Annotated in this window: 27 protein-coding genes and 1 pseudogene; 17 read left to right on the plus strand and 11 right to left on the minus strand. The window is 62.8% G+C overall.

All coding sequences use genetic code 11. The features are described from left to right. Positions 1 to 111 precede the first annotated feature (111 nt). The 3 genes and pseudogenes from hemB to FJ527_RS17365 all read left to right on the plus strand — a co-directional run bounded on the left by hemB (position 112) and on the right by FJ527_RS17365 (position 2291). Positions 112 to 1143, plus strand: coding sequence for a porphobilinogen synthase (gene hemB / locus FJ527_RS17360; protein ID WP_140787649.1), 1032 nt, complete (start codon positions 112 to 114; stop codon positions 1141 to 1143). A 248-nt stretch (positions 1144 to 1391) separates the two neighbouring features. After that, positions 1392 to 1490 (plus strand): annotated as a pseudogene (locus tag FJ527_RS29840) (glyoxalase superfamily protein); the annotation flags it as partial. A gap of 156 nt (positions 1491 to 1646) precedes the next feature. After that, the gene (locus tag FJ527_RS17365; RefSeq protein ID WP_140661936.1) at positions 1647 to 2291 is read left to right on the plus strand and encodes a dihydrofolate reductase family protein; all 645 of its coding nucleotides are present in this window, start codon (positions 1647 to 1649) and stop codon (positions 2289 to 2291) included. A 69-nt stretch (positions 2292 to 2360) separates the two neighbouring features. Here the strand turns inward: FJ527_RS17365 and ppk2 are convergent, their stop codons facing one another. Next, positions 2361 to 3281, minus strand: a complete 921-nt coding sequence (gene ppk2 / locus FJ527_RS17370) for a polyphosphate kinase 2 (RefSeq protein WP_015318259.1) — start codon at positions 3279 to 3281, stop codon at positions 2361 to 2363. A gap of 282 nt (positions 3282 to 3563) precedes the next feature. On the opposite strand from ppk2, the gene FJ527_RS17375 reads away from it, so the two are divergent. Next, positions 3564 to 4607, plus strand: a complete 1044-nt coding sequence (locus FJ527_RS17375; protein ID WP_140823671.1) for an aldo/keto reductase — start codon at positions 3564 to 3566, stop codon at positions 4605 to 4607. Between the two features lie 24 nt (positions 4608 to 4631). Here FJ527_RS17375 and FJ527_RS17380 read toward each other — a convergent pair whose 3' ends face one another. After that, positions 4632 to 5603 (minus strand): glycosyl transferase family 90, encoded by a 972-nt coding sequence (locus FJ527_RS17380; RefSeq protein ID WP_140823672.1) that lies wholly within the window; start codon positions 5601 to 5603, stop codon positions 4632 to 4634. A gap of 137 nt (positions 5604 to 5740) precedes the next feature. Continuing rightward, positions 5741 to 6712: a glycosyl transferase family 90 gene (locus tag FJ527_RS17385; protein WP_140617068.1), complete on the minus strand. Its 972-nt coding sequence runs from the start codon at positions 6710 to 6712 to the stop codon at positions 5741 to 5743. A 198-nt stretch (positions 6713 to 6910) separates the two neighbouring features. On the opposite strand from FJ527_RS17385, the gene FJ527_RS17390 reads away from it, so the two are divergent. Next, a complete protein-coding gene (locus tag FJ527_RS17390; protein WP_140823673.1) occupies positions 6911 to 7051 on the plus strand; it encodes a hypothetical protein in 141 nt (46 codons plus the stop codon). 67 nt (positions 7052 to 7118) lie between these two features. Here the strand turns inward: FJ527_RS17390 and FJ527_RS17395 are convergent, their stop codons facing one another. Both FJ527_RS17395 and FJ527_RS17400 read right to left on the minus strand, forming a co-directional pair. After that, positions 7119 to 7379: a DUF982 domain-containing protein gene (locus FJ527_RS17395; protein WP_015318264.1), complete on the minus strand. Its 261-nt coding sequence runs from the start codon at positions 7377 to 7379 to the stop codon at positions 7119 to 7121. 103 nt (positions 7380 to 7482) lie between these two features. Further along, positions 7483 to 8148, minus strand: a complete 666-nt coding sequence (locus tag FJ527_RS17400) for a GntR family transcriptional regulator (protein WP_015318265.1) — start codon at positions 8146 to 8148, stop codon at positions 7483 to 7485. 114 nt (positions 8149 to 8262) lie between these two features. On the opposite strand from FJ527_RS17400, the gene FJ527_RS17405 reads away from it, so the two are divergent. Beyond that, on the plus strand, positions 8263 to 9516 hold the full coding sequence (locus FJ527_RS17405; protein WP_140823674.1) for an MFS transporter: 1254 nt from the start codon (positions 8263 to 8265) through the stop codon (positions 9514 to 9516). A gap of 32 nt (positions 9517 to 9548) precedes the next feature. Further along, positions 9549 to 9911, plus strand: coding sequence for a DUF423 domain-containing protein (locus FJ527_RS17410; protein WP_015318267.1), 363 nt, complete (start codon positions 9549 to 9551; stop codon positions 9909 to 9911). A gap of 15 nt (positions 9912 to 9926) precedes the next feature. On the opposite strand, the gene FJ527_RS29315 is transcribed toward FJ527_RS17410, so the two are convergent. Then, positions 9927 to 10076: a hypothetical protein gene (locus tag FJ527_RS29315; protein ID WP_015318268.1), complete on the minus strand. Its 150-nt coding sequence runs from the start codon at positions 10074 to 10076 to the stop codon at positions 9927 to 9929. Between the two features lie 59 nt (positions 10077 to 10135). Next, positions 10136 to 10279 carry a hypothetical protein gene (locus tag FJ527_RS29320; RefSeq protein WP_015318269.1) on the minus strand — a complete coding sequence of 48 codons (144 nt, stop codon included), beginning with the start codon at positions 10277 to 10279 and terminating at the stop codon, positions 10136 to 10138. 164 nt (positions 10280 to 10443) lie between these two features. Between FJ527_RS29320 and FJ527_RS17415 the strand changes: the two genes are divergently transcribed. Then, on the plus strand, positions 10444 to 11520 hold the full coding sequence (locus FJ527_RS17415; RefSeq protein WP_015318270.1) for a substrate-binding domain-containing protein: 1077 nt from the start codon (positions 10444 to 10446) through the stop codon (positions 11518 to 11520). 18 nt (positions 11521 to 11538) lie between these two features. Here the strand turns inward: FJ527_RS17415 and FJ527_RS17420 are convergent, their stop codons facing one another. Next, on the minus strand, positions 11539 to 12735 hold the full coding sequence (locus tag FJ527_RS17420) for an OpgC family protein (RefSeq protein WP_140823675.1): 1197 nt from the start codon (positions 12733 to 12735) through the stop codon (positions 11539 to 11541). Between the two features lie 201 nt (positions 12736 to 12936). On the opposite strand from FJ527_RS17420, the gene FJ527_RS17425 reads away from it, so the two are divergent. Next, positions 12937 to 13596, plus strand: coding sequence for an alpha/beta hydrolase (locus tag FJ527_RS17425; protein WP_140823676.1), 660 nt, complete (start codon positions 12937 to 12939; stop codon positions 13594 to 13596). Between the two features lie 27 nt (positions 13597 to 13623). Here FJ527_RS17425 and FJ527_RS17430 read toward each other — a convergent pair whose 3' ends face one another. Then, positions 13624 to 14244 carry a TetR/AcrR family transcriptional regulator C-terminal domain-containing protein gene (locus tag FJ527_RS17430; protein ID WP_140617074.1) on the minus strand — a complete coding sequence of 207 codons (621 nt, stop codon included), beginning with the start codon at positions 14242 to 14244 and terminating at the stop codon, positions 13624 to 13626. A 112-nt stretch (positions 14245 to 14356) separates the two neighbouring features. Here FJ527_RS17430 and FJ527_RS17435 point away from each other — a divergent pair, with 112 nt between their 5' ends. From FJ527_RS17435 to FJ527_RS17455, 5 genes are all read left to right on the plus strand, one after another. After that, positions 14357 to 15520 carry a TCR/Tet family MFS transporter gene (locus tag FJ527_RS17435; RefSeq protein WP_140787701.1) on the plus strand — a complete coding sequence of 388 codons (1164 nt, stop codon included), beginning with the start codon at positions 14357 to 14359 and terminating at the stop codon, positions 15518 to 15520. Between the two features lie 134 nt (positions 15521 to 15654). Further along, positions 15655 to 16734: a toxic anion resistance protein gene (locus tag FJ527_RS17440; protein ID WP_140617075.1), complete on the plus strand. Its 1080-nt coding sequence runs from the start codon at positions 15655 to 15657 to the stop codon at positions 16732 to 16734. 53 nt (positions 16735 to 16787) lie between these two features. Further along, complete coding sequence (locus FJ527_RS17445; RefSeq protein ID WP_246677733.1) at positions 16788 to 18317, plus strand: substrate-binding domain-containing protein; 1530 nt, start codon at positions 16788 to 16790, stop codon at positions 18315 to 18317. Positions 18318 to 18328: 11 nt separating this feature from the next. Further along, on the plus strand, positions 18329 to 18946 hold the full coding sequence (locus tag FJ527_RS17450; protein WP_140823678.1) for a 5-bromo-4-chloroindolyl phosphate hydrolysis family protein: 618 nt from the start codon (positions 18329 to 18331) through the stop codon (positions 18944 to 18946). Continuing rightward, positions 18946 to 20055, plus strand: a complete 1110-nt coding sequence (locus FJ527_RS17455) for a hypothetical protein (RefSeq protein ID WP_140823679.1) — start codon at positions 18946 to 18948, stop codon at positions 20053 to 20055. Before FJ527_RS17450 ends, FJ527_RS17455 begins: the two co-directional genes overlap by 1 nt. Before the next feature lies 1 nt (position 20056). Here FJ527_RS17455 and sthA read toward each other — a convergent pair whose 3' ends face one another. Continuing rightward, a complete protein-coding gene (gene sthA, locus FJ527_RS17460; RefSeq protein WP_015318273.1) occupies positions 20057 to 21445 on the minus strand; it encodes a Si-specific NAD(P)(+) transhydrogenase in 1389 nt (462 codons plus the stop codon). A gap of 202 nt (positions 21446 to 21647) precedes the next feature. On the opposite strand from sthA, the gene FJ527_RS17465 reads away from it, so the two are divergent. The 3 genes from FJ527_RS17465 to FJ527_RS17475 all read left to right on the plus strand — a co-directional run bounded on the left by FJ527_RS17465 (position 21648) and on the right by FJ527_RS17475 (position 24044). Continuing rightward, a complete protein-coding gene (locus FJ527_RS17465; RefSeq protein WP_015318274.1) occupies positions 21648 to 22118 on the plus strand; it encodes an RDD family protein in 471 nt (156 codons plus the stop codon). Between the two features lie 139 nt (positions 22119 to 22257). Beyond that, on the plus strand, positions 22258 to 23016 hold the full coding sequence (locus FJ527_RS17470; protein WP_015318275.1) for an arginyltransferase: 759 nt from the start codon (positions 22258 to 22260) through the stop codon (positions 23014 to 23016). A 131-nt stretch (positions 23017 to 23147) separates the two neighbouring features. After that, positions 23148 to 24044, plus strand: coding sequence for a DMT family transporter (locus tag FJ527_RS17475; RefSeq protein ID WP_041163860.1), 897 nt, complete (start codon positions 23148 to 23150; stop codon positions 24042 to 24044). A gap of 9 nt (positions 24045 to 24053) precedes the next feature. Here the strand turns inward: FJ527_RS17475 and FJ527_RS17480 are convergent, their stop codons facing one another. After that, positions 24054 to 25262: an AI-2E family transporter gene (locus FJ527_RS17480; RefSeq protein WP_015318277.1), complete on the minus strand. Its 1209-nt coding sequence runs from the start codon at positions 25260 to 25262 to the stop codon at positions 24054 to 24056. Positions 25263 to 25401 lie beyond the last annotated feature (139 nt).

Here is a 25401-nt window from a genome sequence, read left to right on the forward strand (position 1 = left end):
CAATAGGCGTGGTGGGACAGCGCTGTGGCGGCTTTCGGCACTGGCACAAACGTGTCGCATTGGTCAGCACCAAAAGCTCGTGGTAAAAGCCGCCGATCCGGAGTTTTGGCCATGAACAAATTCACCCCAGCAAAAGCTGCCGGCGCGCGCAGCGTCGACGATGTCACCGGCAGCCGCCGCCTGCGCCGCATGCGCAAGGCCGACTGGTCGCGCCGGCTCGTGCAGGAGAACAGGCTTTCGGTCGACGACCTGATCTGGCCGATCTTCGTCGTCGAGGGCAGGAATGTCCGAGAGCCGATTGCCGCCATGCCCGGCGTCTTCCGGCTTTCGGTCGACCTTGCCGTCAAGGAGGCCGAACGGGCGGCCAAGCTCGGCATCCCGGCCCTTGCCACCTTCCCCAACGTCGATCTCGGCCTGCGCGACCAGACGGGTTCCCACATCCTCGACCCGGAAAATATCATCAACCGCGCCACACGCGCCATCAAGGACGCGGTACCCGAGATCGGCATCATCACCGACGCCGCACTCGACCCGTTCACCAGCCATGGCCATGACGGCATCCTGCGCGACGGCATCATCGTCAATGACGAGACGGTCGAACAGGTCGCCGCGGCGGCCGTCATCCAGGCGGCGGCCGGCGCCGACATCATCGCGCCGTCCGACATGATGGACGGCCGCATCGGCGCCATCCGCGACGCGCTCGACGCCAACGGTTTCCAGGACGTGGCGATCATGTCCTACGCCACAAAATTCGCGTCGGCCTTCTACGGCCCCTATCGCGAGGCGGTCGGCACCGCCGGTCTGCTCAAGGGCGACAAGAAGACCTATTACATCGACCACGCCAATTCGGACGAGGCGGTGCGCGAGGCCGAACAGGACCTCGCCGAGGGCGCAGACATGCTGATGGTCAAGCCCGGCCTGCCCTATCTCGACATCATCCGCCGGCTGAAGGACGAATTCCAGATGCCGACCTTCGCCTACCAGGTCTCGGGCGAATATTCGATGATCAAGGCGGCTGATTCCAATGGCTGGATCGATGGAGAGAAGGCGATGCTGGAATCGTTGCTCGCCTTCAAGCGCGCCGGCTGCGACGGCATCCTGACCTATTTCGCACCCGAAGTGGCTGTGATGCTGAAGGGGTAGCCCGACTTGCCGGGCAAGGCACTTCAGTAGATGTCACCACTCTTTCGACTGGTCGGCGGTTCTATCGAAAACCCGCTGACAAAAACTGGCGGCTGCAGCTATGATGGAAGCGGCCGACAGCCCGCACCCTCGGCCAAGAGGTATGGCGAACGCTTCCTGAGGATGCTTCCTGACCCGGTTTACCGTCGGGCGAAGGTGTCGGCAATGCGGCACTGACGAAGGCTTTGCCGTGACCCGAGGAAACGGACATGCTTGCCTATCGCGATGCCAAGACGATGGCGAAAGCCATGCGGGAGGCGCTTGCCGCCCGCAGACTGACGATCAGCCACAGCGAGGCCCTTGAGATCGTCGCGCGCCAACCGACCGGCCAAGGAGGCGGCGGCCGTAGCTTGGCGGCAATCGGAAATACCTTTTCCGGCTCGAAAAACCACTTGCAATTCAAAATCAGTTTGCTAGAAGAAACCACTTGCAAAAGACAACTGGTTCTCAAGGAGGAGGTTCTCATGTCCAAACTTCGCGTCAACGCTTTCAGCCTGTCGCTTGACGGCTATGGCGCCGGCCCCGATCAGAGCCTTGAAAATCCGCTCGGTGTCGGCGGACCGGCCCTGCACAAATGGGCTTTCAGCACTCGCACCTTCCGCAAGATGTTTGGCCAGGAAGGCGGCGAGACAGGCGTTGACGAAGACTTTGCGGCGCGCAGCTTCGAGAATGTCGGCGCCTGGATCCTCGGCCGCAACATGTTCGGGCCGATCCGGGGCGAGTGGCCTGACGACAGCTGGAAGGGCTGGTGGGGCGACAATCCGCCCTATCACGTCCCGACCTTCGTGCTGACGCATTACAAGCGCGATCCCATCGTGATGGAAGGCGGCACGACTTTTTATTTCGTAACCGACGGCATCCATTCGGCTCTCGAACAGGCCAAAGCCGCCGCGTCAGGCAAGGATGTGCGGGTCGGCGGCGGCATCTCCACCATCCGGCAGTATCTGCAGGAAAAGCTGATCGACGACATGCACGTGGCGATCTCGCCGGTGCTGCTTGGCAGAGGCGAGAACCTTTTTGCGGGCCTCGACATGCTGAATCTTGGCTACCAGTGCAGCGAACAGGTTGCGACGGCACTGGCCACGCACGTCGTCATCAAACGGGCGTAAGGTGGAGAAACCCTCGACGAAAGCCCATTTCTCCCCGTCACTATACGGGGAGAAAGACAAAACTCTCGCTCAATACTTCTCCGGCACGTAAAGCTCGCGCGGCAGCACCTGGCGCTCGTATTCCGGGTTGAAGACGCGCTCCGGCAGCGTGATCTCCTCGTGCGGCACCTCTTCATACGGCAGCTGCTTGAGCAGATGGTCGATGCAGTTCAGCCGCGCGCGCTTCTTGTCGTTACCCTCGACGATGAACCAGGGCGCCTCGGGAATGTTGGTGCGGGCGAAGGTCTCCTCCTTGGCCTTGGTGTAGTGTTCCCAGCGCACCCGCGACTGCAGGTCCATCGGCGACAGCTTCCACTGTTTCATCGGGTCGTGGATCCGCATCAGGAAGCGCATTTGCTGTTCCTCGTCGGTGATCGAGAACCAATATTTGACCACGGTGATGCCCGAGCGCACCAGCATGCGCTCGAACTCCGGCACGTCATGGAAGAACTCCTCGACCTGCTCGGGGCTGGCAAAACCCATTACCCGTTCGACGCCGGAGCGGTTGTACCAGGAGCGGTCGAGCAAAACGATCTCGCCGCCTGCCGGCAAATGCGGGACATAGCGCTGGAAATACCATTGCGACTTCTCGCGTTCGGTCGGAGCCGGAAGCGCCACGACGCGGCAGATACGCGGATTGAGCCGCTGTGTGATGCGCTTGATGACGCCGCCCTTGCCAGCGGAGTCGCGGCCCTCGAATATCACCACCAGTTTCTTCTTGTGGTAGGCGACCCAGGATTGCAGCTTGATCAATTCGGACTGGAGGCTGATCAGGTCGCGAAAATACTGCATGCGATCGATCGAAGGCGGATGCGAGTTCTTGTAGATCTTGGCGATCTCCATCGAGAGGGCCGGCTCCGACATTTCGAGCTCATAGTCCTCGTCGAGCGTGTCGGCGAGCTCGGCTTCAAGCCAGTCCTTGGCAGGGGAATTCTGTTTCAGCTCGGTCATATCAACTGCTCCGCTTGCAAGCCCTGTCGGTTACCACTGGGCGCTCCAAATTGCTGGCCGGCGGCCGGGAATGGAAACACCTGAGCCGACTTCAATATAGGCCGGCGGTGACGGTTTTATTGCAGCACAGGCGCAATTGCCGACGTTGCAAATTCCGCGATGTCTGATCGATCGACCGTCGTCGCATGGCGACAAGCCGGCCGAATTGTCCTACAAATGCGCGGTCGCCTTCCAGGCCTGCCTTGCCGGCACGCCTCTTCAACAAAATCGTGAGGATCTGACATGGAATACCGCACCCTTGGCCGTTCCGGCCTGAAGGTTTCGACACTGACGCTTGGCACCATGACATTCGGCGGCGCCGGGCCCTTCGCCGCGGTCGGCAACAGCGATCTCGCCGAAGCCAAGCGGATGATCGATATGTGCATCGATGCCGGCATCAACCTCATCGACACCGCCAATGTCTATTCCAACGGCCTCTCCGAAGAGATCATAGGCGAAGCTCTCGGCGGCAAGCGCAAGAACGATGTGCTGATCGCGTCCAAGGCGCGGATGCGGATCGGCAAGGGCCCGAACGACGAGGGCCTGTCGCGCCATCATCTGATCCGTGAATGCGAGAGCAGCCTGAAGCGCTTGAAGACCGATGTCATCGACATCTATTTCGTCCACCAATGGGACGGCCTCACTCCGCTCGAGGAGACCGTTGCCGCGCTCGACAGTTTGGTCAGCCGGGGCAAGGTGCGCTACATCGGCTGCTCCAACTATTCCGGCTGGCAGGTGATGAAGGCGCTTTCCATCAGCGACAGCCGTCACCAGCAACGCTTCGTCACCCAGCAGATCCACTATACGCTGGAAGCGCGCGAGGCCGAGTACGAGCTCTTGCCGATCTCGGTCGACCAAGGGCTGGGCGTTTTGGTCTGGAGCCCGCTCGCCGGCGGCCTGCTGTCGGGCAAATACCGCCGCGACAGCCCGACCGCTCGCCAGCTTGCCGGCTGGTCCGAGCCGCCGATCCGCGACGAGGACCGGCTGTGGCGGATTGTCGATGTGCTGGTCGAGATCGGCAAGGATCGTGGCGTCTCGGCGGCGCAGGTGGCGCTCGCCTGGCTGCTCGGACGCCCTGCCGTCTCCTCGCTGGTGATCGGTGCCCGCAATGACGTTCAGCTCAAGGACAACCTTGCGGCGGCGGCCCTGAAGCTCGGCACCGAAGAACGCCAGCGCCTCGACGCGGTCAGCCGGCCGGCTCTGCTCTACCCCTACTGGCACCAGCAACTGACAGCGAAGGATCGCTTCGGCCCAGCCGACCTGGTTCTCGACCGCAGCGATATCTGATCAGCGTCAGGCAGAGAGCAAGAGCTAGCCGCCGATAAACCGCCAGAGTTCGGGATCGGGTTCGATCTGGCCGCCGAGCACGAAATATTTGTAGAGGACGAGCAAGGAGATCGCATGCTCGTCCCGTTCATTGGAGAATTTGCGGCAATAGGCATTGGCTGCGGCGATGATGCGCTCCGCCGCGGCCGGGTGCGCTTCGAAATAGCGCACTTTTTCGCCGAGATCGGCAAAATCCGGGTCGAGCGGCGCATAGTGGACACCGGCCTCGAGCTGGCTCTCGCCAAACCATGTTTCGTAGGTCGGCGGCGGCATCAGACAGAGCGAGTTGGAATTCATGATCCATTTGAGGTTGGTCGCCACGTCATTGCCCTCCAGCGAGACGATGTAGCGATAGCGCAGGTGCTGGCTGATGCTGAGGAAAGGCTTGCTGTACTTAGCCGGTGCGCTGCGCTTGTGCGAACCGGCATCGCAGAACGGCAAGTCGCGCGCGACATCCAGGAACCGTGTCCTGATCGGGTTGTTGAGGTCGCCGCGCCAGACCACGGCAGGGCGCTTGTCGGCGAAGGCGACGGTATCGAGGGGCATGTGGAAGTGGCGGAATTTGTTGAACTTCATGACGACGGCATTGCCGTTGTCGGCGCGGATCGGCCGGTCCTTGACGAGGGTCGGCAGCTTGGGCACGCCGATGACATCACCGAACTTCAGGTCGATGAGCAATGATGGATCGAAATAGCGGGCAAATTCCTTCAGGTCGTAATAGTACATGCTCGGTTCAAACGGTATCTTGTCGATGCGCACAGCATCCGGGCCTGGTGTAAAAGCGTCCTGCAGCTTGTTGTAGTGATTCAGTCGCCGGCGCACGGCCTCGTCCGAGAGCCTGGCCTGCTGCAGGCGGCTGGCCAATCGCCGCCGGAAGATCGCCTGGGGCGCGATATCGCGCATGACGTTCCGCGCATAGTAGAAGACCTTTGCCGTCGTTCGTTGGAGGGTGGCCATGGACTCTTTTGATCAAAGATAAACGCGGTTGAACAAGTGAAGGTCGGGATGGTTCCCGCAGCATGATTGCCCTACCATCCAGCCACGCATTCCGATAGCGCCCGAATGCGGCTGGCGGCCTCGACCGAGCGCCGCAACTAGCCCGTTATGTAGCGCCACACCTCGGCATCCGGTTTGATCTGGCCCGACAGCACGAAGTATTTGTAGAGCACCAGCAGGGAGATCGTCTGCTCGGTCTGTTCGTCGTCGAATGTCCGGCAATAGGCGTTCGCAGCCGCGATGATGCGCTCCGCCTCCGCCGGATTCCGCTCGAAATAGGCGACGTGGTCCTCAAGGTTCGAGAAATCCGCCGCGAGCGGCACATAGTGGACGTTGGCTTCGAGCTGCCGCTCCGCAAACCAGGTCTCATAGGTCGGCGGCGGCATCATGCAGAGCGACTTCGAATTCATGATCCATTTGAGATTGGTCGCCACGTCGTTGCCCTCGAGCGAGACGATGTAGCGATAGCGCTGGTGCTGGCTGATGCTGAGAAAAGGCCTGGCGTATTCGGGCGGTGCGTTCGGCTTGTGCGAACCGGCATCGCAGAACGGCAGGTCGCGCACAGCGTTCAGAAATCTTGTCCTGATCGGATTGTTGAGATCACCGCGCCAGACAACGGACGGCAGCTTGTCGGCGAACGACATGGCGTCAGCCGGCATCTGGAAATGACGAAACTTGTCGAGTTTCATGATGATCGCGTTCTTGTCGTCAGCACAGATTGGCCGGTCCTTGACGATCGAAGGCACCTTGGGGACATTCCTGACGTCGCCGAATTCCAGGTCGATGAGCAGGCCGGGATCGAAGTAGCGGGCGAACTCCTTGAGGTCGTAATAGTACATGGTCGGCGTGAAGGGCAGTTTGCCGATGCGCATGGCATCGGCGCTTGGCGCGAAACCATCCTGCAACTTGTTGTAGTAATTCAGCCTGCGGCGCGCCGCCTCACCGGAAAGCCTGGCCCTTTCGAGACGGCCAGCCAGCCGGGCACGAAACAACGCTTGCGGAGCGACATCGCGCGCGACGTTTCTCGCATAATAGAAAATTTTTGCTGCGGTCCGCGAAATTGTGGCCATCGGTCACTTGATCAAAACAAACGGGCGGTTCTCAATCCATGGCGCCCGCATGTCCTACATCATTGTGGCGCCGATCTGGCAAGCGCCCGCATCTCTTCGATGCCAGCAGCCACGCATTATCGCTTCGGCTGTTGTGTTTGACGGCTAATGCTCCTAGGCAGGCTCAGGGCCGCAAGGCAGTCACAAAAAGGAGCCGACATGGCGCGAGCACCAAACTACGATCAGGAACGCAAGGAGCGCGACCGCCAGAAAGCGGCCAAGAAGGCTGAAAAGCTGGCGGCCAAGGTTGCCGCGCGCGAACGTACGAAGCCTGAGACTGAGACCGAAACGAAGGATTAACGGCATCCGGCCCGCTAATGCGGGCCGAGCCTCAAATCCAATTGTCAGCCCAAACCGCGAGCTAATATCAGGCTGGCGCCTTGTCGCTGATGAAGACATCCACTTCCCGCGCCGCGGCGATGAAAGCGCGCCTGGCATTCATCGCCGGCTTGTCGCCGGCGAGCGCGTCGTGACAGGCCTGCAGCGCCGCACGATGCTTGGGGCTGCGCTTGCCGGGCCAGTTGTTGAGGAGGTAATCGGAAGCCTCCCTTGCCGAACGCAAGAGCTGAGTGCTTCCCGCCGTGACGGATTTGACGGTCACAGGTGTTTCAAACCGGTTGTTTTCCATCGCCGCTCTTACGCCATCGGCTTCCTTGAAGCGAGGCCGAAAGTGCGCTTCACGTCAGACCCGTCTGTTTTTCCGGCCAGCGCGCCGCAGCGCATGGACCGCACTAAGCGGCGACGACGGCAAATCCCCTGGCGCGAAGGCCACGTCGGTCGTTGGCAAGCGACGTCACCAGCCGATCACGGCTGCCGACGATGTGGGCCGACAGCAGCCGCGCGGCTTCATCAGCCTGACCGAGGCGTGTCGCGGCAAGAATGGCGCGATGTTCGACCCAGGCACGGCCAAGGGCCGTCTCGTCACGCACTTCCAGCCAGCGGGCGCGCGACAGACGCGTCATCGCGTCACGAACCGCCCGGAACAGGAATTCGTTGCCGGAGAGCCGCGCCAGCTCGATGTGAAAATCCATGCCGACACGATGCCACTCCTCGCGCGGCGTATTTTCGTCGCAGGAATCGAGCATCGCCTCGATGACATCGATGGCGCTCTTGTCGGCTTGCCCGCACGTCAGCCGCAATGCCGCGATCTCGACCGCCTCGCGATAGACCGCAACCTGCTCGAGTTCGGCCAGATTGATGGGCGAAACGGTCCAGCCGCGCCCGTCCCTGCCGACCAGCCCCTCGGTCTCCAGCCGCAGCAGCGCCGCCCTGACAGGCGTGCGCGAGGCGCCGAATTGGCTTTCGATCCAGCGTTCGGTCAGCCGCTCTCCCGGCCCGATCTCGAGCGCCAGGATCATCTCGCGAAGCTGCCGTTCGACATTCTGCATCTGCGACATCGCGCGCCCTTTCCAAAGCCGCATTGACAGCGGCCGGCGTGAAGTTCATGACGGAGACCAATTTGTATCCCAAAATGGTATCCGCAACAAGGGCTGATACCGGGCAGGCAGGGCATGACGCAGGAAGACACGCAGCAAAGCGGCTACAACATTCACTGGCGGCGCAATCTCGCGGTCTGTTTCGCGGGCTCGTTCAGCACGCTCATCGCCATGACCCTGCTGTTGCCATTCCTGCCGCTCTATGTCGAACAGCTCGGCGCACAGGGCCACGCGGCAATCGTGCAGTGGTCCGGCGTCGCTTATGGCGCCACCTTCTTCGCCGCGGCCACAGTAGCGCCGCTATGGGGGCGCCTGGGTGACCGCTACGGGCGCAAGGTGATGCTGGTGCGCGCCTCCTTCGGCATGGCGATCTGCATGTCGCTGACGGGCATGGTCGAGACGGTCTGGCAACTGGTTCTGCTGCGCCTGCTGATCGGCTTCGCGGGCGGCTATTCCTCCGGTTCAACCATACTGGTGGCCATGCAGACGCCGAAGGAGCGTTCCGGCTGGGCGCTTGGCGTGCTGTCGGCGGGCATTACGGCGGGCTCGCTGGTCGGTCCCCTGTTGGGCGGCGTGCTGCCGCCGGTGATCGGCATTCGCGCCACCTTCCTCTTGTCAGGCGGTGTGATCTTCCTCGCCTTCCTGGCAACGACCTTCCTCATCAAGGAGAGCCCGCGTCCGAAGCCAGCCAAACCGGTGTCGGCGGCAAAACCGAAAAGCGGCTGGTCGCAGATCCCGGACAAGCGCCCGGTCGTGGCCATGCTGACCACCGGCATGCTGCTCGCCTTCGCCACAATGTCGATCGAGCCGATCATCACCGTCTATGTGCAGCAGCTCATCGAGGACCGGAGCAGGGTGACGCTCGTCGCCGGCGTTGTGATGTCGGCCGCCGCGCTGGGCACCATCCTCTCGGCGTCTTGGCTCGGCAAGCTCGCGGACCGGATCGGGCACTGGAACGTTGTCGTGGGAGCACTGGCGGTTTCGGCGCTGCTGCTTATCCCGCAGGCTTTTGTCACCAATAGCTGGCAGCTTATCGGCCTGCGTTTCCTGATGGGCCTGGCGCTGGGCGGCCTCCTGCCCTGCATCACCAGTGTCATCAGGCACAACATCCCCGACGGCGTTGGCGGCAACGTGCTTGGCCTGGCGATCTCGGCGCAGTATGTCGGACAGGTCGCGGGGCCACTGGCCGGCGGTTTTGTGGGCGGCCATTTCGGCATGCCGGCGGTGTTTCTCGGCACGTCGGTGCTGATGGCGCTCGGGGCGGCCTACAACTGGATCGTCCAGTCGCGGCGGACGCGGCATATGGCGCTGGAAGCGCGCAAGCCCTGACGCTTGCTGAAGAAAGAAGGAGCACGCCGGCCATGAACCCCGATCCAAACGGCAGCCGCCTCCTCGTGCTTGCCGGCGGCCTCGTCGGCGCGGCGGGGGTGGCGCTTTCGGCGGCCGCCGCCCACCGCGGCGGCGCCTTTACCGGCACCGCCGCGTCGTTCCTGCTGATGCATGCGCCGGTCTTCCTCGCCATCGGCCTTATCGGCGCGAACCGCTGGCTGCGCATCGCCAGCCTCGTTCTGCTCGCCGGGCTGCTCCTCTTCGCGGGCGATCTTCTCGCCCGCGATTTCTGGGGCTCAAGGCTGTTTCCGATGTCGGCGCCGATCGGCGGCACCCTGCTCATTGCAGGCTGGCTGGCGATAGCGATCTCGGCCGTGGCACGTCCACGACCCTGAAATGATTGCTTGAGGTCAATCCCGGCGGCGTTCCGGGCGGACCCAAAGGGCACGGCCGCCAACAGCAGGTTTCACCCGCCGTCGCGCTTCCGGTCGCTCGGTGGCCGGTGCGATGCCCCAGTAGTTGCGGTAGATATCTTCGAACAGATGCTTGATGGGATGCATGACTCATCCTCCTTGTCTTTGAATCGATCCAATCGTCGGGCGCGAAAAAGCCGGTTTGATCAGCTCCGCTTGCGCGCCACCAAGAAGCGAAGATCGCGAACCCATGGGCCCGTCTCACCACGATGCCTAGCCTTGTTGGTGGCTGACCCGATATTCCAGTCGTTGCGGTAGATGTCGGCGAACAGGTAGTTGACGGGATGCATGGCGCTCCTCCCTTTTTGGCTATTCAACAGAACAAGCTGCCACTTGGATCGATTCAAATCTAGGATCGAAACCGGCGCAGGTCAAGCAAAATTTGAATCGATCCAACGAAAATACTAGATGCGGCGGAAGAACGTGCTACATGGATGTCAGGAGGCACGCACAAATGGCGTCACTCACCGCAGGCAATCGACGACCCGTACGGCTGGCCGACATCGCCAAGGCCGCCGGTGTTTCGCACGGCACCGCGTCCAACGTATTCAGCCGCCCCGAGATCGTGCGCGAGGAAGTCCGCGAACGGGTTCGCGCCGCGGCCGAGGCAATGGGTTATGGCGGCCCCGATCCAAAGGGCAGGCTGCTGCGGGCCGGCAAGGTCAACGCCATCGGCGTGGCCACCGCCGAGCCCCTCTCCTATTTCTTCGACGATCCGTTTGCGCGCGTCATGATGGCGGGCATCTCGCAAGCTTGCGATGCGACCGGAGCCGGCATTTCCCTGGTCTCGGCCGCCAACAACGAGCAGCTTGCCTGGAACATCCAGAGCGCTCTGGTCGACGGCTTCATCGTCTTTTGCATCGAAGGTGGCTCGCGCCTGGTGGAGTTGGCACGTGAGCGCAAGCTGCCCTTCGTCGCGCTCGACCTCGACTCCGAGGACGGCTCGGTCGCCGCGATCGGAGTCGACAACATCGCCGGCGCCGGCATGGCGGCCCGCCATCTCACGGATCTCGGCCATCGCCGCTTCGCCGTCATGGCCCTGCCCTTCGCCGACAACAGGACGGGCCTTGTTTCGGCCGAACAGGTTCGGGCGGCGACCTATGCCGGAACGCGCGACCGCCTCACCGGCTATCTCCGGGAGCTTTCGCGGGTTGGCGTCGACATAACCAAAGTGCCTGTCTACGAGACCGCCAACGACGTGGCGAGCACGAAGGCGGGGCTCGAGACCATCTTCGCCTCCGACACGCCGCCCACCGCCATTCTGGCCATGTCGGACAGAATAGCCCTGGTGGCGCTCGAATGGCTGAGCGCACGCGGGCTGAGCGTGCCTGACGACGTTTCCATCGTCGGCTTCGACGGTGTTCCGGAAGCAGCGGTGTCCGAGCCGCCATTGACCACGATCGCCCAGCCGATTGCCGAGATGGGCCGCCTTGCCGTCAGGGCGATCCTGGAGAGCGACGGGCCGGTCAGCCGGCATCAACTGCCGGTCGAACTGATCGTGCGAGCCTCGACGGCTTCGCCACGCGGCTGAACCGCACGGCCGAACCGCCTACCGATTGGCTCTTGCCATGGCAGTCCCCAAAGGCGCACGAACCGGCGCGGGAACCGTTTGGGCCGTGCGGGCCTTGCCCGAACCGCCGATGGTCGACAGCCATTCGAGATAGAAGGCGAGCGCGAACTGCATGGCGATGCCGGCCGATATCAGCAGGCTGTCATAGACGAGCCCGCCCGGATTGATCAGCTTCATCACCTGCGCGACCATGGCGATCACCGTGCCGGCGATGAAGACCGGCAGCGATCTTTTGCCCAGTATGGCCAGCGGATGGTCGGGGCTGGTGCGGAACAGGTTTGACACCGTCGGCAGGGCGACGACGAGGTAGCTGACCGCCAGGATGTGCAACAGCCGCGGCAACGACAGGAAGGTCTTGTCGAAGCCGCCGATCACCACCGGCAGGTTGAACCACGTTATCTGTCCCCAGAGCGGGCTATGCACCCACACCAGAGCCGCCAGCACATAGGTCGCGGCCGCGCCGACAAGCCAGCGGTTGACCGGAATGACACCGCCGCGCCTGACATGCAGCATGGCGGCAAGGCCGATGTTGAACAGGAACTGCCAGGACAACGGGTTGAGGAACCAGAAACCGGGCTCGGGGTAATTGGGCGGAGCGATCTCCCAAATTCCGGCAACCAGCCATAGCGTGCCGGACACGACAAGCGCCGCGACGGGCCTGGAGCTGACGAACAGGACGAACGCCGGCGCCATCAAAAGCAGCGCCGCATAGACCGGCAGGATATTGTTATAGCCGAGCTGATGGCCGAGCGTGACGATGCCGACCAGCACTTGCGGCGTGTTTTTCATCAAGGGCTCGATGTTGATGAGCGTCAGCAGTTCCGGCCGCTTGGCAAACACCGCCACGGCGCAGAACAGGGCCATCACCACCATCGTCGTGACGATGTGGGCGACGTAGAGCACGCCGGCCCGCCGCCACATTTTCAAGGTCGCCAGAAGCCGGCCACCCGGCCGGAACTTTGTGCCGTAGGCGAGTGCGACCGAAATGCCTGATATCAGCACGAACGCCTCGGCCGCGTCCGAAAAACCGAAATTCTTGTAGGTCAGGGTCTCGAAAGCCGTGCCCGGCACATGGTCGACGAAGATGGTGAGCAGTGCCAGCGCGCGCAGCACATCGATACGCGTGTCGCGTTCCAAGATACGCAAATCGCGATCTGGCGAAACAGGGGTAGTCATCGACAAAAGGCCTCAAAGCTGGTTGTTCATGTCCAGCAATGCGACCCCCGACGCACCGCTTCGATTTCTCCCACAGGGAGTGTATCGGCGCAGAAACGGGCCGGAATGAGCCTGGTTCAATCAACTTTCGCGGAGCATGAAAATATTGCGTTTTGAAGCCGGCAAATTGAGCGAAACCTCATATAATCAATGGGATGTGGTATGACTGGCGCCAGTGTCGAAAATAGCCCTCTGATGCTGGATCTAGCCTTTCCCTATCGCCTCCTCGGTGCCGGCAAAAGCGGCCGCGCGTTCCTGTTCCTGGTGCATGGATCGGGTATCGACGAGACAAGCATGGTGCCGCTGGCGAGGCGCATCGCGCCCGACGCCACCCTGATCGCGGTACGGGGCCGCATCCCGCAGGAGGACGGTTTTCGCTGGTTCGAGCGAATCACGCCGACGCGCTTCGGCCAGCAAAGCATCCGTGTCGAAACCGCCGCCTTCGCGGCATTCGCAAGCGAAGTCGCCGCGCGCCATGGGCTCGATCTCGCCCACGCGACATTCATTGGCTATTCGAACGGCGCCAATCTGGTTTCGAGCCTGATGCTGCTCCATCCCGGCATTGTCCGGAGCGCGGCGCTGCTGAGGCCAATGCCGGTGCTCGACAAGGTGCCTTCAACGGACCTCATGGGCACACGGACGCTGATCATTGCCGGGGCGGCGGACGAGACCTACGGGCCTTTCGCGTTGGCGCTGGTGACGCTGCTCAGCCGGCACGGTAGCGAGATCGACGCCCGGATCGTTCCATCAGGCCACGAAATCGGCGACCCGGACGCCGCGATTGTCGAGCGATGGCTGGCCGGAGCGGCACAGGGAGGCTGACCGCCTTTGCGACCGCTCGCTGCCCAATCAGCGTTCGGCCACCATTCGAACTTCTGCCCCGGCGATCAGCAGGGCGAGCCCGCTTTCAAACAGCGCCTCGTGTCCGCCGGCACGGTAGTGCACCAAGGCTTCGCGCAAGAGCGGATGATCATGCGCCGCGGCATCCAGCGCTTCGCCACGCCCCGGACCTGACGGATATTCGGCTTGCTCCTCTGTGACACAGCCGACCGTGTAGCGGCCGACCGTCATCAGCAATTCCATGGCTGGAATCGCCGCCATGCCCTCGCCCGCCAGGAATTCCAGCAGCCGCTCGAAGTGCCCGAGCTCTTGCGGATCCGCTTCCGTGCCGGCGTGGACACGCGCGCCGTCGCGATAGGCAATCAGGGCGCTGCGAAAGCTGCGGGCATTCTTGCGCACGAAATCCTGCCAGGTCTCGCCGAGCCGTGGTGTTCGATGCCGATGGCCGCGCCGCAAGATCTCTTCGTTCATCGCGTCAAGCAAGGCGCGCTTGCTCCTGAAATGCCAGTAGAGTGCCGGCTGCTGCACCTTGAGCCGCTGCGCCAAAAGGCGGGTCGACAGCGCATCGATGCCAACCTCGTTGAGCAAGCCTAGCGCTTCGTCGACGATCATCGTCTTGTCCAGTTTCATGCGAATCCGTCTGGTCCTCCAGCTTGCGCCGTGAATTTATCAGTGATAAACCTTCCTTATCAACGATAAATTCCTGAGTCCGATCGTGAAAAGAGCTTATCTCGTCGTCCTGATGGCGATGGCACTGGACGCCGTGGGCGTCGGGCTGATGATGCCGGTGCTGCCGGGCTTGCTGCGCACGGTCGGCCATGTCGACGATATCGGCTGGATTTTTGGCGCCTTCCTGTCGGCCTACGCCGCCATGCAGGTGCTTTTTTCGCCGCTGCTCGGCGCCCTGTCCGACCGCTACGGCCGTCGGCCGGTCTTGCTCGTCTCGCTCACGGGATCGATGGCGGACTATCTGTTCATGGCCTTCGCGCCAACACTGCCGCTGCTGTTCGTTGGCCGGCTGATCGCGGGCGTCACCGGCGCCAGCATGGCGATAGCTTCCGCCTACATGGCAGATATCAGCAGCCAGGATCGTCGTGCTCGGGGTTTTGGCCATCTCAACGCCGCCTTTGGCGTCGGCTTCATAGCCGGTCCGGCGCTCGGTGGCCTGCTTGGTGACGTTTGGCTACGCACGCCCTTCCTGGTTGCGGCAGCACTCAACGGGATCAACCTGGTACTGGCTTTCTTCCTGCTGCCGGAACCGAAGCGCGCGGGCGGCGCAAGCGAAATGCCGTCTTTCAACCCGCTGGCGCCGTTGCGTTGGGCGCTGACTTTCCCGGCCCTTTTGCCGCTGCTTGGTGCCTTCGCCGTTCTTGCCCTGGTCGGCGAAGTCGGCGGCACCATCTGGGTGCTCTATGTCCAAGGCAAATTCGCCTGGGACCTGTTCACCGTCGGCATCTCGTTGGCGCTGTTCGGGCTCTTCCATGCTGGAGCCCAGGGTTTTGTTGCCGGGCCGATCACCGAGCGCTGGGGCGAGAAAGCAGCGCTGATCATCGCCATCCTCGCCGACAGCACGGCCTATATATCGATAGCGCTGGCCTGGCAGGGCTGGATGGCCTTCGCCCTGCTGCCGCTGTTCTGTCTCGGCGGGATCGGAGCTCCGGCATTGCAGTCGCTGTTGACCTCACGCGTCGGCGCCGACCATCAGGGACGGCTGCAGGGCGTGCTCACCAGCATGACCAGCCTGGTCTCGGTGTTCGGGCCCTTCATCATCGCCATGCTCTATTTCCGCACGCGCACCGTCTTTCCCGGCACAGTCTGGATCGCGGGGGCGGCGCTTTATGTGCTGTGCCTGCCATTGCTCCTGCGAACCGGGTCATCTCCAGCCGTGCGGGAGGCCGCCGAATAGATATTTCTTGACGCTAGGCCGGAAGACGGCACTGTTCACCGCCGAAAACGGCCTCGGACTACCGTTTTCCACAGCGGCGACATATCACTGTCACAGATTACCTATCGAGATGCTGTTACCGAGGGGAAGTCTGCATGGCCGACAAGAACAGCATCACTCTGCTCGACGACACTTCGACATTGCCGGCAATCGTAGCCGATCCGTCCGACATCGCCAGAATCGAAAGCACGATCGACGTCAGAGACCGTGCCGGCATTTCTGTCTATGGCGACCGTGCCCAGCAGGCAGTCAGCGACTATGCCGACAAGATATTGTCCCAGTTGCGCAACCGGGACCTCGGCGACACCGGCGATCTCCTGACCGACATCATCATGAAGGCCAAGAATCTCGATCCGGCCTCGCTCAAGGACCAGGGTTTCCTCAGCGGCCTGTTCTCCTCGTTCAAGGCGCGGCTCGAGCGCTTCAAGGAGAAATACGAGGACGTGGCGGGACAGATCGATCGCATCGGCCTTGAACTCGACCGTCACAAGGACACGCTGCGGCGCGACATTGCCGTGCTCGACGACCTCCATGAGCAGACCAAGGGCTCCATCCTCAAGCTCGATGCCTATGTGCAGGCCGGCAAGAAATTCGTCGATGACTACCGCGCCAACGAGTTGCCGAAGCTGAAGGCCGCGGCGGATACCGCTAGCGGCGACACTGGAGGCACGCTGGAGGCGCAAACCTATCAGGACGCCGTGCAGGCGCTCGACCGCCTGGAAAAGCGGATCTTCTACCTGGTGCAGGCGCGCCAGCTCGGCATCCAGCAATTGCCGCAGATCCGCATCGTCCAGTCGGGCGACGAGACGCTGATCGAGAATTTGCAAGCAACCTCGGCGCTGACCGTGCCGGCATGGAAGCAGAAGATGGTCATCCTGCTTGGGCTGACCAACCAGAAGTCGGCGCTCGAACTGCAAAAGACCGTGACCGACGCAACCAACGAGATGATCCGCCAAACGTCGAAAATGATGAAGGACCAGGCGATTTCGGTCGAGGAACAGGCGCAGCGCGGCATCGTCGACGTCGAGACGCTGGCGCAGGCCAATCGCGATCTCATAGACACGGTACAAGGCGTGCTGAAAGTCCAGCAGGAGGGCCGCCAGAAGCGGGCCGACGCCGAAAAACAGATGGACCAGATGACGATCGACTTGAAGAAAGCGCTGACCCAGTCCTGATCGGAACCGCCATGCCGAAGACGCTGACGTCCGTTCTGCTGCTCGCCTTCGCGATGTTTTTGACGGCCTGCAATTCCAGCCAAGTCAAATTCTCGATCGTCTCCGGCTCCGAGAATACGGTGCTGGAGCCGATCGTCCAGGAATTCTGCGCCAAGCAAGGCGCGACCTGCACCATTTCCTATCAAGGCTCGCTCGACATCGGGCTCGGACTGCAAAAGCCTGGCGGCCTCGACAAGGATGCGGTTTGGCCGGCCTCCAGTGTCTGGGTCGACCTGTTCGACAGCGGCCGCAAGGTGCGCAACCTGACGTCGATCGCGCAGATGCCGGTGATTCTGGGCGTGCGCAAATCCAAGGCCACCGAACTCGGCTGGGTCGGCAAGCCGGTCTTCATGAAGGACATCCTGGCCGCAGTGAAGGACGGCAAGCTGAAATTCCTGATGACGTCGGCGACGCAGTCCAATTCGGGCGCCAGCGCCTATCTCGCCATGCTGTCCAGCGCGCTCGGCGGCAAGCAGGTGATCGAGCCGGGCGACCTCGACAATCCCGCCGTGCACGATGCGGTAAGTGCCTTGCTGCAAGGCGTCGAGCGCTCGTCCGGTTCGTCGGGCTGGCTCGCCGATCTCTACGTCGACAGCGCCGGCAAGGGCACCGTCTACGACGCGATGTGGAACTACGAGGCGACGCTGAAGGAGACCAACGACAAACTCAAGCAGATGGGCAACGAGCCGCTCTATGCCATCTATCCGGCCGACGGCGTCGCTGTCGGCGACTCGCCGCTGGGTTTCATCGATCATGGACGCGGAGCCGATGTCGAAAAATTCTTCACCGACCTTCTCGCCTATCTGCAGTCGGACGCGGCACGCAAACGCATCGCCGATACCGGTCGGCGGCTGCCGCTCGGCGGCGCGGCCATCCAGGCCGCCGCCGAGCCGGATTGGAATTTTGATCCCGGCAAGCTGGTGACGTCGATCCGCATGCCGGAGCCGGCCGTGATCCGCAAGGCGCTCGACCTCTACCAGGAGGCCTTGCGCAAGCCTTCGCTGACGGCGCTGTGCTTCGATTTTTCCGGCTCGATGGAAGACCAGGGCGAGAAACAGTTGCAGGCCGCCGCGCAATTCCTGTTCACGCCGGAAAAGGCAAGCGAGGTGCTGGTGCAATGGACGCCGTCCGACCGCATCTTCGTGCTGCCTTTCGACGCTGTCGTGCGCGACACATTCGAGGCGAAAGGCGACTCGGCGGGCCAGAGCGAGCTGCTGGCGGACGTTGCCCAGCAACGCGCCGGCGGCGGCACCGATATGTATGCCTGTGCCGACCAGGCCCTGCAGAAGATCGTTGCCACGGCGGACCTTTCGAAATACCTCCCGGCCATCGTCATCATGACCGATGGCCGCACCGATGGCGGCGCGGACCTGTTTCTCGCTCACTGGCGCAACGCCGCCGTGCGCGTGCCGGTCTTCGGCGTTACCTTCGGCGACGCCGACAAGAGCCAGCTCGACAGTCTCGCCAAGGCGACGTCGGCACGGGTCTTCGATGGCAGCGGCGATCTGGCCGGCGCCTTCCGCGCCGCGCGCGGCTACAATTAGAGCCTGCCGGGATGCGTGGCTTGTTCGGCAATGACTGGAACTGGATCGCGGCGGGCGTGATATCTGCGGTGCTGCTTGTCGGCTTGGGTTTTCTGACCCAGTTCCCGTTCCTGGTGTCGGCCATCATCGCGGCCCTCGTCTTTGCCGGACTGGTGTTCGTGCTGGCGCCGCGACAGCTTTTCGAAGGGCTCGACCTCAGCACGCTCAGCGGCAGCAAAGTGGCCTTCGCCCGCGAACTCCTGGCGCAAGCGCAGCCAGCCGCGGACCGGCTGTCGGCAACGGCCGGTTCGATCGCCGACAAGGACATGAAGGCCAAGGTGAAGAACCTGTCCGACATCGCCGCCGACGTGATTTCGAAAGTCGAGACGAAGCCGGAAACCGCGCCCTCGGTGCGGCGTTTCCTCACCTACTACCTGCCGCAGGCGGCGGAAGTGGCGGAAGGCTACGCGACGCTGGCGAACCGGCGTGCACCCAGCCAGGTCCGGCTCGCCAATGTCGGCGCCGTCATCACCAAGCTTCAGGACGCCTTCGTGCATTACGCCGACAGCCTGGCCGACAGCGAACTCGGCACGCTCGACGTCGACCTGCGACTCATTCAGGAGTCGTTGAAAGAGGATATCGGACGCTGATGGCCATTTCGCGCCGCGCTTTCGGACTGGGTCTGCTGGGTGCCGCCGCTGCCGGCACCGGCGGCTATTTGACGCTGAAGGATCGTCCCGAGTTCCGTGGCTATCTTGGCAACAAAGCGCATCTGTTCGGCTTCATCGGCGGCGAGAAGCAGGCATTCCTGGCCGATCCGGACGTCGTGCATGCGCTTGGCGGCTACGGGCTGGAACTCGATGCGCGTGTCGCCGGTTCCGTGGAGATGGTGCGCGAGCCGGCATTGCTCACCCAAAAACCGCAATTCCTGTGGCCCTCTTCCTCGATCATGGTCGACCTCGCGCGCAAGAGCGGTGTCTCGATCCGCAACGACCAGGTCGTGCTCAACTCCCCGATCGTCGTCTACACCTGGGGACCTGTAGTCGAAGGGCTGAAGAAGAGTGGGCTGGTCACGGTCGCCGCCAAGGGCGGCTACAACCAGCTCGATCTCAAGGCCTTGCTCGAGGCCATTCTGGCCGGCAAGAACTGGGCCGATCTCGGCATTGACGAGCTTTATGGCCGCGCCCGCATCGTCTCCACCGATCCCAACCGCTCCAACTCCGGTTTCATGTTCGCCGGCCTGGTGCTCAGCTTGATGAGCGGCGACGTGGCGACCCAGGAACTGCTTGCCCAGCACGGCGACCAGGCCAAGGCGATCTTCCGCAGCATGGGGCTGAAGTCGTCCTCGTCGGGAAAGCTGTTCGACCAGTACATCGCCGGCGGTCTCGGCGCCGAGCCGATGGTGGTGGGTTATGAGAACCAACTGGTGGAATGGGCGCTCGCCGATCCCGCGCGCTGGCAAAGGGTGCGGGCCGGCATGGGCGCCAAGCCCGAGATTCTCTACCCCAGGCCAACCGTCTATTCGGCGCATCCGCTGATCGTCGTCGACCCCGCGGTCGACAGGCTGCTGGAGGCGCTGACCAGCCCAAAGCTGCAAGAGCTTGCCTGGTCGAAACACGGTTTTCGCGGGCCGCTCGGCACCGTCAGCGGCGGCGCCGATGCCGCGATCGCCGGCGTGCGGCCGGCGGAAATCGAGGCGGTGCTGCCGATGCCCTCTGCCGACGTGATGCTGGCGCTGCTGTCGCAGTTGGAAGGCTGATCTACCCTCTTCCCATCCTGTTCCAGGCGTCGAGGCCGGCGATCTTGTAGGCTTCCGCCAGCGTCGGATAGTTGAAGGTGTTGTTGACGAAGAAGTCGACCGTGCCGCCGAGATTGATCACCGCTTGGCCGATATGAATGAGTTCGGTGGCGCCCTCGCCGACAATGTGCGCGCCGAGCAGGCGCCGCGTCTCGATCGAGAACAACAGCTTCAGGAAGCCGGTGTCGACGCCCATGATGTGGCCGCGCGACGTCTCACGGAAGCGCGCGACGCCAACCTCATAGGCGCCGCCGCTTTGGCGCACCTGCTCCTCGGACTGGCCGACCGTCGATATCTCCGGTACCGCGTAGATGCCGTAGGGGAAGGTCTCCGGCGGCGCGGGCAGGGTCACGCCAAAAGCATGGCAGGCGGCCACCCTGCCCTGCTCCATGGAGGTCGAGGCGAGGCTTGGAAAACCGATGACGTCGCCGGCCGCGTAGATGTTGGGCACGCTGGTCTGGAAAGTCTGGGGATCGACCTTGATGCGGCCCCTGGAGTCGGCTTCGATGCCGACCACGTCGAGGCCGAGGCTGCCGACATTGCCGGTGCGGCCGGCGGCGTAGAGCACGACTTCGGAGCGGATGGTGCGGCCATCGGCCAGTTCCACTTCGGCGGCATCCGGCTTGGAGCGGATTTCCTTGACCGCGCTGCCCAGTCTTATCGTCATGCCGCGGTCGCGCATCTGGTGGATGAAATCGTCGACGATCTCCCGGTCGACGAAATCGAGGATGGAGTTGCGCGGCTCGACCAGCGTCACCGGTACGTCGAGCGCGGAAAAGATCGTGGCGTATTCGACGCCGATGACGCCGGCGCCGATCACCGTCAGCGTGCGTGGCAGGCGGTCGAGTTCAAGCATTTCGTCGCTGTCGAAGACACGGGTCTTGTCGAAGGGCACGTCGGCCGGCCGATGCGGCCTGGTGCCCACGGCGATCAGTGCGTTGGCGAAACCGACTTCGCTGTAGTCGCCATTGTCCGATGTCAGGCTGACCTTGTTGGAGCCCAGAAATTTCACCGCCGCGCGCGCGCTTTTGACCGTGTTGCGCATGAACTGGTGCTGCAGCACCTCGACCTCATGGTCGAGCGTCTTGTGCAGGCGCTCGATCAGGTCGCCGACCGAGATATCCTGCTTGACCCGATAGCCGCGTCCATAGAAGCCGCGCTCGCGCCAGCCCGAGAGGTTGAGCACCGTTTCGCGCAGCGTTTTGGAAGGAATGGTGCCGGTGTGCACCGAGACGCCGCCAAGGCGCCGGCCCCGGTCGACCACCAGCACCGATTTGCCGAGTTTGGCCGATTGCACGGCAGCGCGGCGGCCGGAAGGGCCGCTGCCGATGACCAGCATGTCGTAGTCCATATTGCCCCGTCCCCTCGGCGTCTTGTTGCGCCGCAGCAAGCTAACGCCATCCGTGCTGCAAATTCAACCGCTTCGGACCCTCAGCCCATTCTGTCCCGCCTGGCGCCGCGGCGAAACGGTCCGATCTTGATTCCACCATGAGCCTTCACCATTTCTGGTGCGGTGGCGCAGGCTAAGCAGGCCCCTGTTACGAGGAAATGACATGAACGCTCGCGTTCTCGACGGCGAAATCATCAACACCCGGCTCGACGATGTCAGGGCTTTTGAAGGCGTGCGCACAAGGCGCATTCTGGCTTTCGTGCTCGACTATCTCATCGTTGGCCTGCTGAGCATTCCGGTGGCCATCCTGGTGTTCTTCCTCGGGCTCTTGACCCTCGGCCTGGGCTGGATGCTGTTCGGCGTCCTGGTGCCGGCAGTCGCCATCCTCTACATCTGGAACACGTTGGGCAGCGCCGACCAGGCCACCACGGGCATGAAGATGATGGGCATCCGCCTCGACCGTCTCGACGGCACCCGCATCGACGGGCTGACCGCGGTCGTCCATTCCGTATTGTTCTGGGCCGGCAACGTCATCCTGTCGCCGCTGGTCCTGCTGGTGACCCTGTTCTCGGACCGCAAGCGCACGCTGCACGATCTTTTGCTCGGCACTGTCGTCAGCCGCACCGGCCGCTGAAACCGCCCTGAAGCAAAGCCGCAGCCCCCTTGAGCGCAAATGTGAAGGTGTTGAGTTGCCCACACCTTCACAATCCTGTTGAATTTTTCGCCGCCGGAGCCAAAGGTAGAGCGATTCGAAGGAGTGTTTCCAAGGCTCGATGACGCAGCACCCGACCCAGTCGCCGCAGTTCTTCCTGACCGCGCCGTCGCCGTGCCCCTATCTCGACGGCCAGTTCGAGCGCAAGGTGTTCACGCATCTGGTCGGCGACAAGGCCTCGGAGATGAACGACCTGCTCACGCAAGGCGGCTTCCGGCGCTCGCAGAACATCGCCTACAGACCAGCCTGCGAGACCTGCCGCGCCTGTGTGTCGGTGCGTATCCTGGCACAGGAGTTCACCGCCAGCCGCAACATGAAGCGTGTGCTGCAGCACAATTCCGACCTCGTCGGCGCCATGCACAACGCCGAGCCCTCGACCGAACAATATTCACTGTTTCGCGGCTATCTCGATGCCCGCCACCGCCGCGGCGGCATGTCCGACATGACGGTGCTCGACTACGCCATGATGGTCGAGGATACCCATGTCGACACCAAGGTGATCGAATACCGGCGGCGCGGACCCGACACCTTCATCACCGGCAAAGGCCAAGGTGAACTCATAGCGGTGGCGCTCACCGACAAGATGGCCGACGGCTTGTCGATGGTTTATTCCTATTTCAATCCCGATTTCGAAAGCCGCTCGCTCGGCACGTTCATGATTCTCGACCATATCGCCCGTGCCAAGGCGATGGGGCTGCCCCATGTCTACCTGGGCTACTGGGTCAATGGTTCGCGCAAGATGAATTATAAGATGCGCTTCATGCCGCAGGAGCATCTCGGCCCAAAAGGCTGGGAGCGCTATACCAACGAAGCGGTCTGACGCTGAGTTTTCCCCCGATCCACGCTTAAACTGTTTCAAGGCAGGGGATGCTGGTCTTTCAGCCGCTCGGCTGGAGAGAGTGCGCGCTTGCGCCGACCGGCCGCCTGCAATTCAATTGCGAAAGTTCCTGCATGTCCTCTCACCATGATCACCAGAAGGGCCTTCTGATAACCGCCATCGGCGGACTGATACTGACCGTCGACATACCGTTGATCCGCCTTGCGGATGGCGGCGCGTGGACCATCCTTTTGCTGCGAACCGGAACCACCTTCATCGCCGCGATGATCATCTGGTCGGTCTGGCGCGCGCTGAGCCGGAATGTCCCGCCGCTTATCCCCGGCTGGTCCGGGCTGATCGTGGCGATATGCTATGGGCTGACCTCGATCACCTTCGTTACCGCGGTCTTCCACACCTCGACCGCCGACCTGGTGTTCATCCTGGCCTTCAACACCGTCTTCGCCGCACTCTTGTCCTGGATATTCCTACGGGAAAGGCCGGGAGCGGTGACGATCGCGGCCATGCTGGTCATGATCCTCGGCGTGCTGGTCATCGTCGGCGGTTCGGTTGGCAGCGGCAAGCTGTTCGGTGATTTCATGGCGCTGTGCTCGGCTTTCTTCATCGCGGTGGCCATCACCCTCTCGCGAGCCAGCGGCAAAGACATGGGATTCACCTCGCTGATCGGCGTCCTTCTGCCGCTTGGGCTGGCGGCCTTCATGGTGAGCGGCGAAGGCTTTCACGTAAACGCGCCATGGTGGATCATCTTCAACGGCGCCGTCATTATGCCCATCTCGTTCTTCTGCCTCGCCGCCGGGCCGAAATACATTTCAGGACCGGAAGTGGCGATGTTCTACCTGCTCGAAACCGTGCTGGCGCCGATCTGGGTGTGGATGATCTTTGCCGAGACGCCGACCCGCAACAGCCTAATCGGCGGCGGCATCCTGATCGTCACGCTCGTCGCCCATTCGCTCTGGCAGTTGCATGATGGGCGCAAGCGCCGCGGCGACCTCGCGGTACACCATCCGGCGTAGAGTGGAGATTCAGGCGCTGGCTTTCTTGACCACGCTGGGTTCGGGCAGGACCTCGATTTGTGGACCGGCTTCGATTTCATTCGGCGGCACGATCTCGTCGGCCAGTTCCACCTCGCGCAGCCACTCGCGCCAGATCGCGACCAGCAGCGCCATCAGCACCGGGCCGATGAACAGGCCGAGAAAACCCATGGTCTTGACGCCGCCGATCAAACCGAAAAAGGTCGGCAGGAAGGGCAGTTTTATCGGGCCGCCGACGAGCTTGGGGCGCAACGTCTTGTCGACGACGAACAACTCGACCGTGCCCCAGATGAACAGCGCCAGGCCGGCCATCGGTGAGCCGCTGGCGGCGAGGTAGATCGAGACCAATGTGAAGGACAATGGCGCACCGCCGGGGATGAGCGCCATGACGCCGGTCAGCGCGCCGAGCGTCACCGGCGACGGCACACCAGCCAGCCAGTAGGCGATGCCCAGCACCAGTCCCTCGCCGATGGCGATTACCGTCATGCCGGTCACGGTCGAGGAAATGGTCGCCGGCACGACGCGCGAGATCCGTTCCCAGCGGGTGGGCAGGATGCGCTCGCCGAGGCGGTCGATCTGGCCGGCGAAATTCTCGCCGTCGCGATAGGCGAAAAACAGGGCGATCATCATGAACAGCAGCGTCAGAAAGAGGCTGAAAGCGCTGCCGCCGGCGGCGAGCGCACCGCGGTAGATGCTGCCTATATTGGCGCCGCTGACCAGCTGGATCAGTTCGCCGATGCCGCCGGGATGGCCGAGATTGGTCGTCCACTGCTCGTTCAGCCACTCACCCACCACAGGCAGGGTGGCGATCCAGTGCGGCGTCACCGCACCGTGGCGGTTGGTCTCTATCGCCCAGCCGACCCATTCGCGCACCTCGTTGATGGCGTAGGTGCCGGCAAGTGCGATCGGTATCACCAGGAAGGCCAGGATGAACAGGATGGCAAATGTGGCGGCGATGGTTCGGTTGCCGCCGACGCCGACCAGCAGCCGTCGGTAGAGCGGCCAGCTGGCGAAGGCGATAACGAGGGCGGCCAGCACCGGGAACAGGAAGCCGTGGAAAAAATAGACGCCGGCGGCAACGATCAGCACCAGCAGCCAGCGCGCCGCCGAGAGCGGCGGTATGACGGCCGAACGAAGCGGTGTGGACAGCCCGAAGAGGCGCTGCTGCCGTTCCGGCTTCTGGATCTTTGCTTCCTTCAAACGCCCTGTTCTCCCCGGCCCATCCGGTCAGTTATGCACCGATATAGTGCAGCAATCGTGACGATACTCCAAATGGTGATGGCGCAGCTGCCAATCTCCCCGCTCGTGGGGAATCTCCTGCAGGACAGAGGGGGGCGTG

The organism is Mesorhizobium sp. B2-4-18 (assembly GCF_006441385.1).
Taxonomy (GTDB): Bacteria; Pseudomonadota; Alphaproteobacteria; order Rhizobiales; family Rhizobiaceae; genus Mesorhizobium; species Mesorhizobium australicum.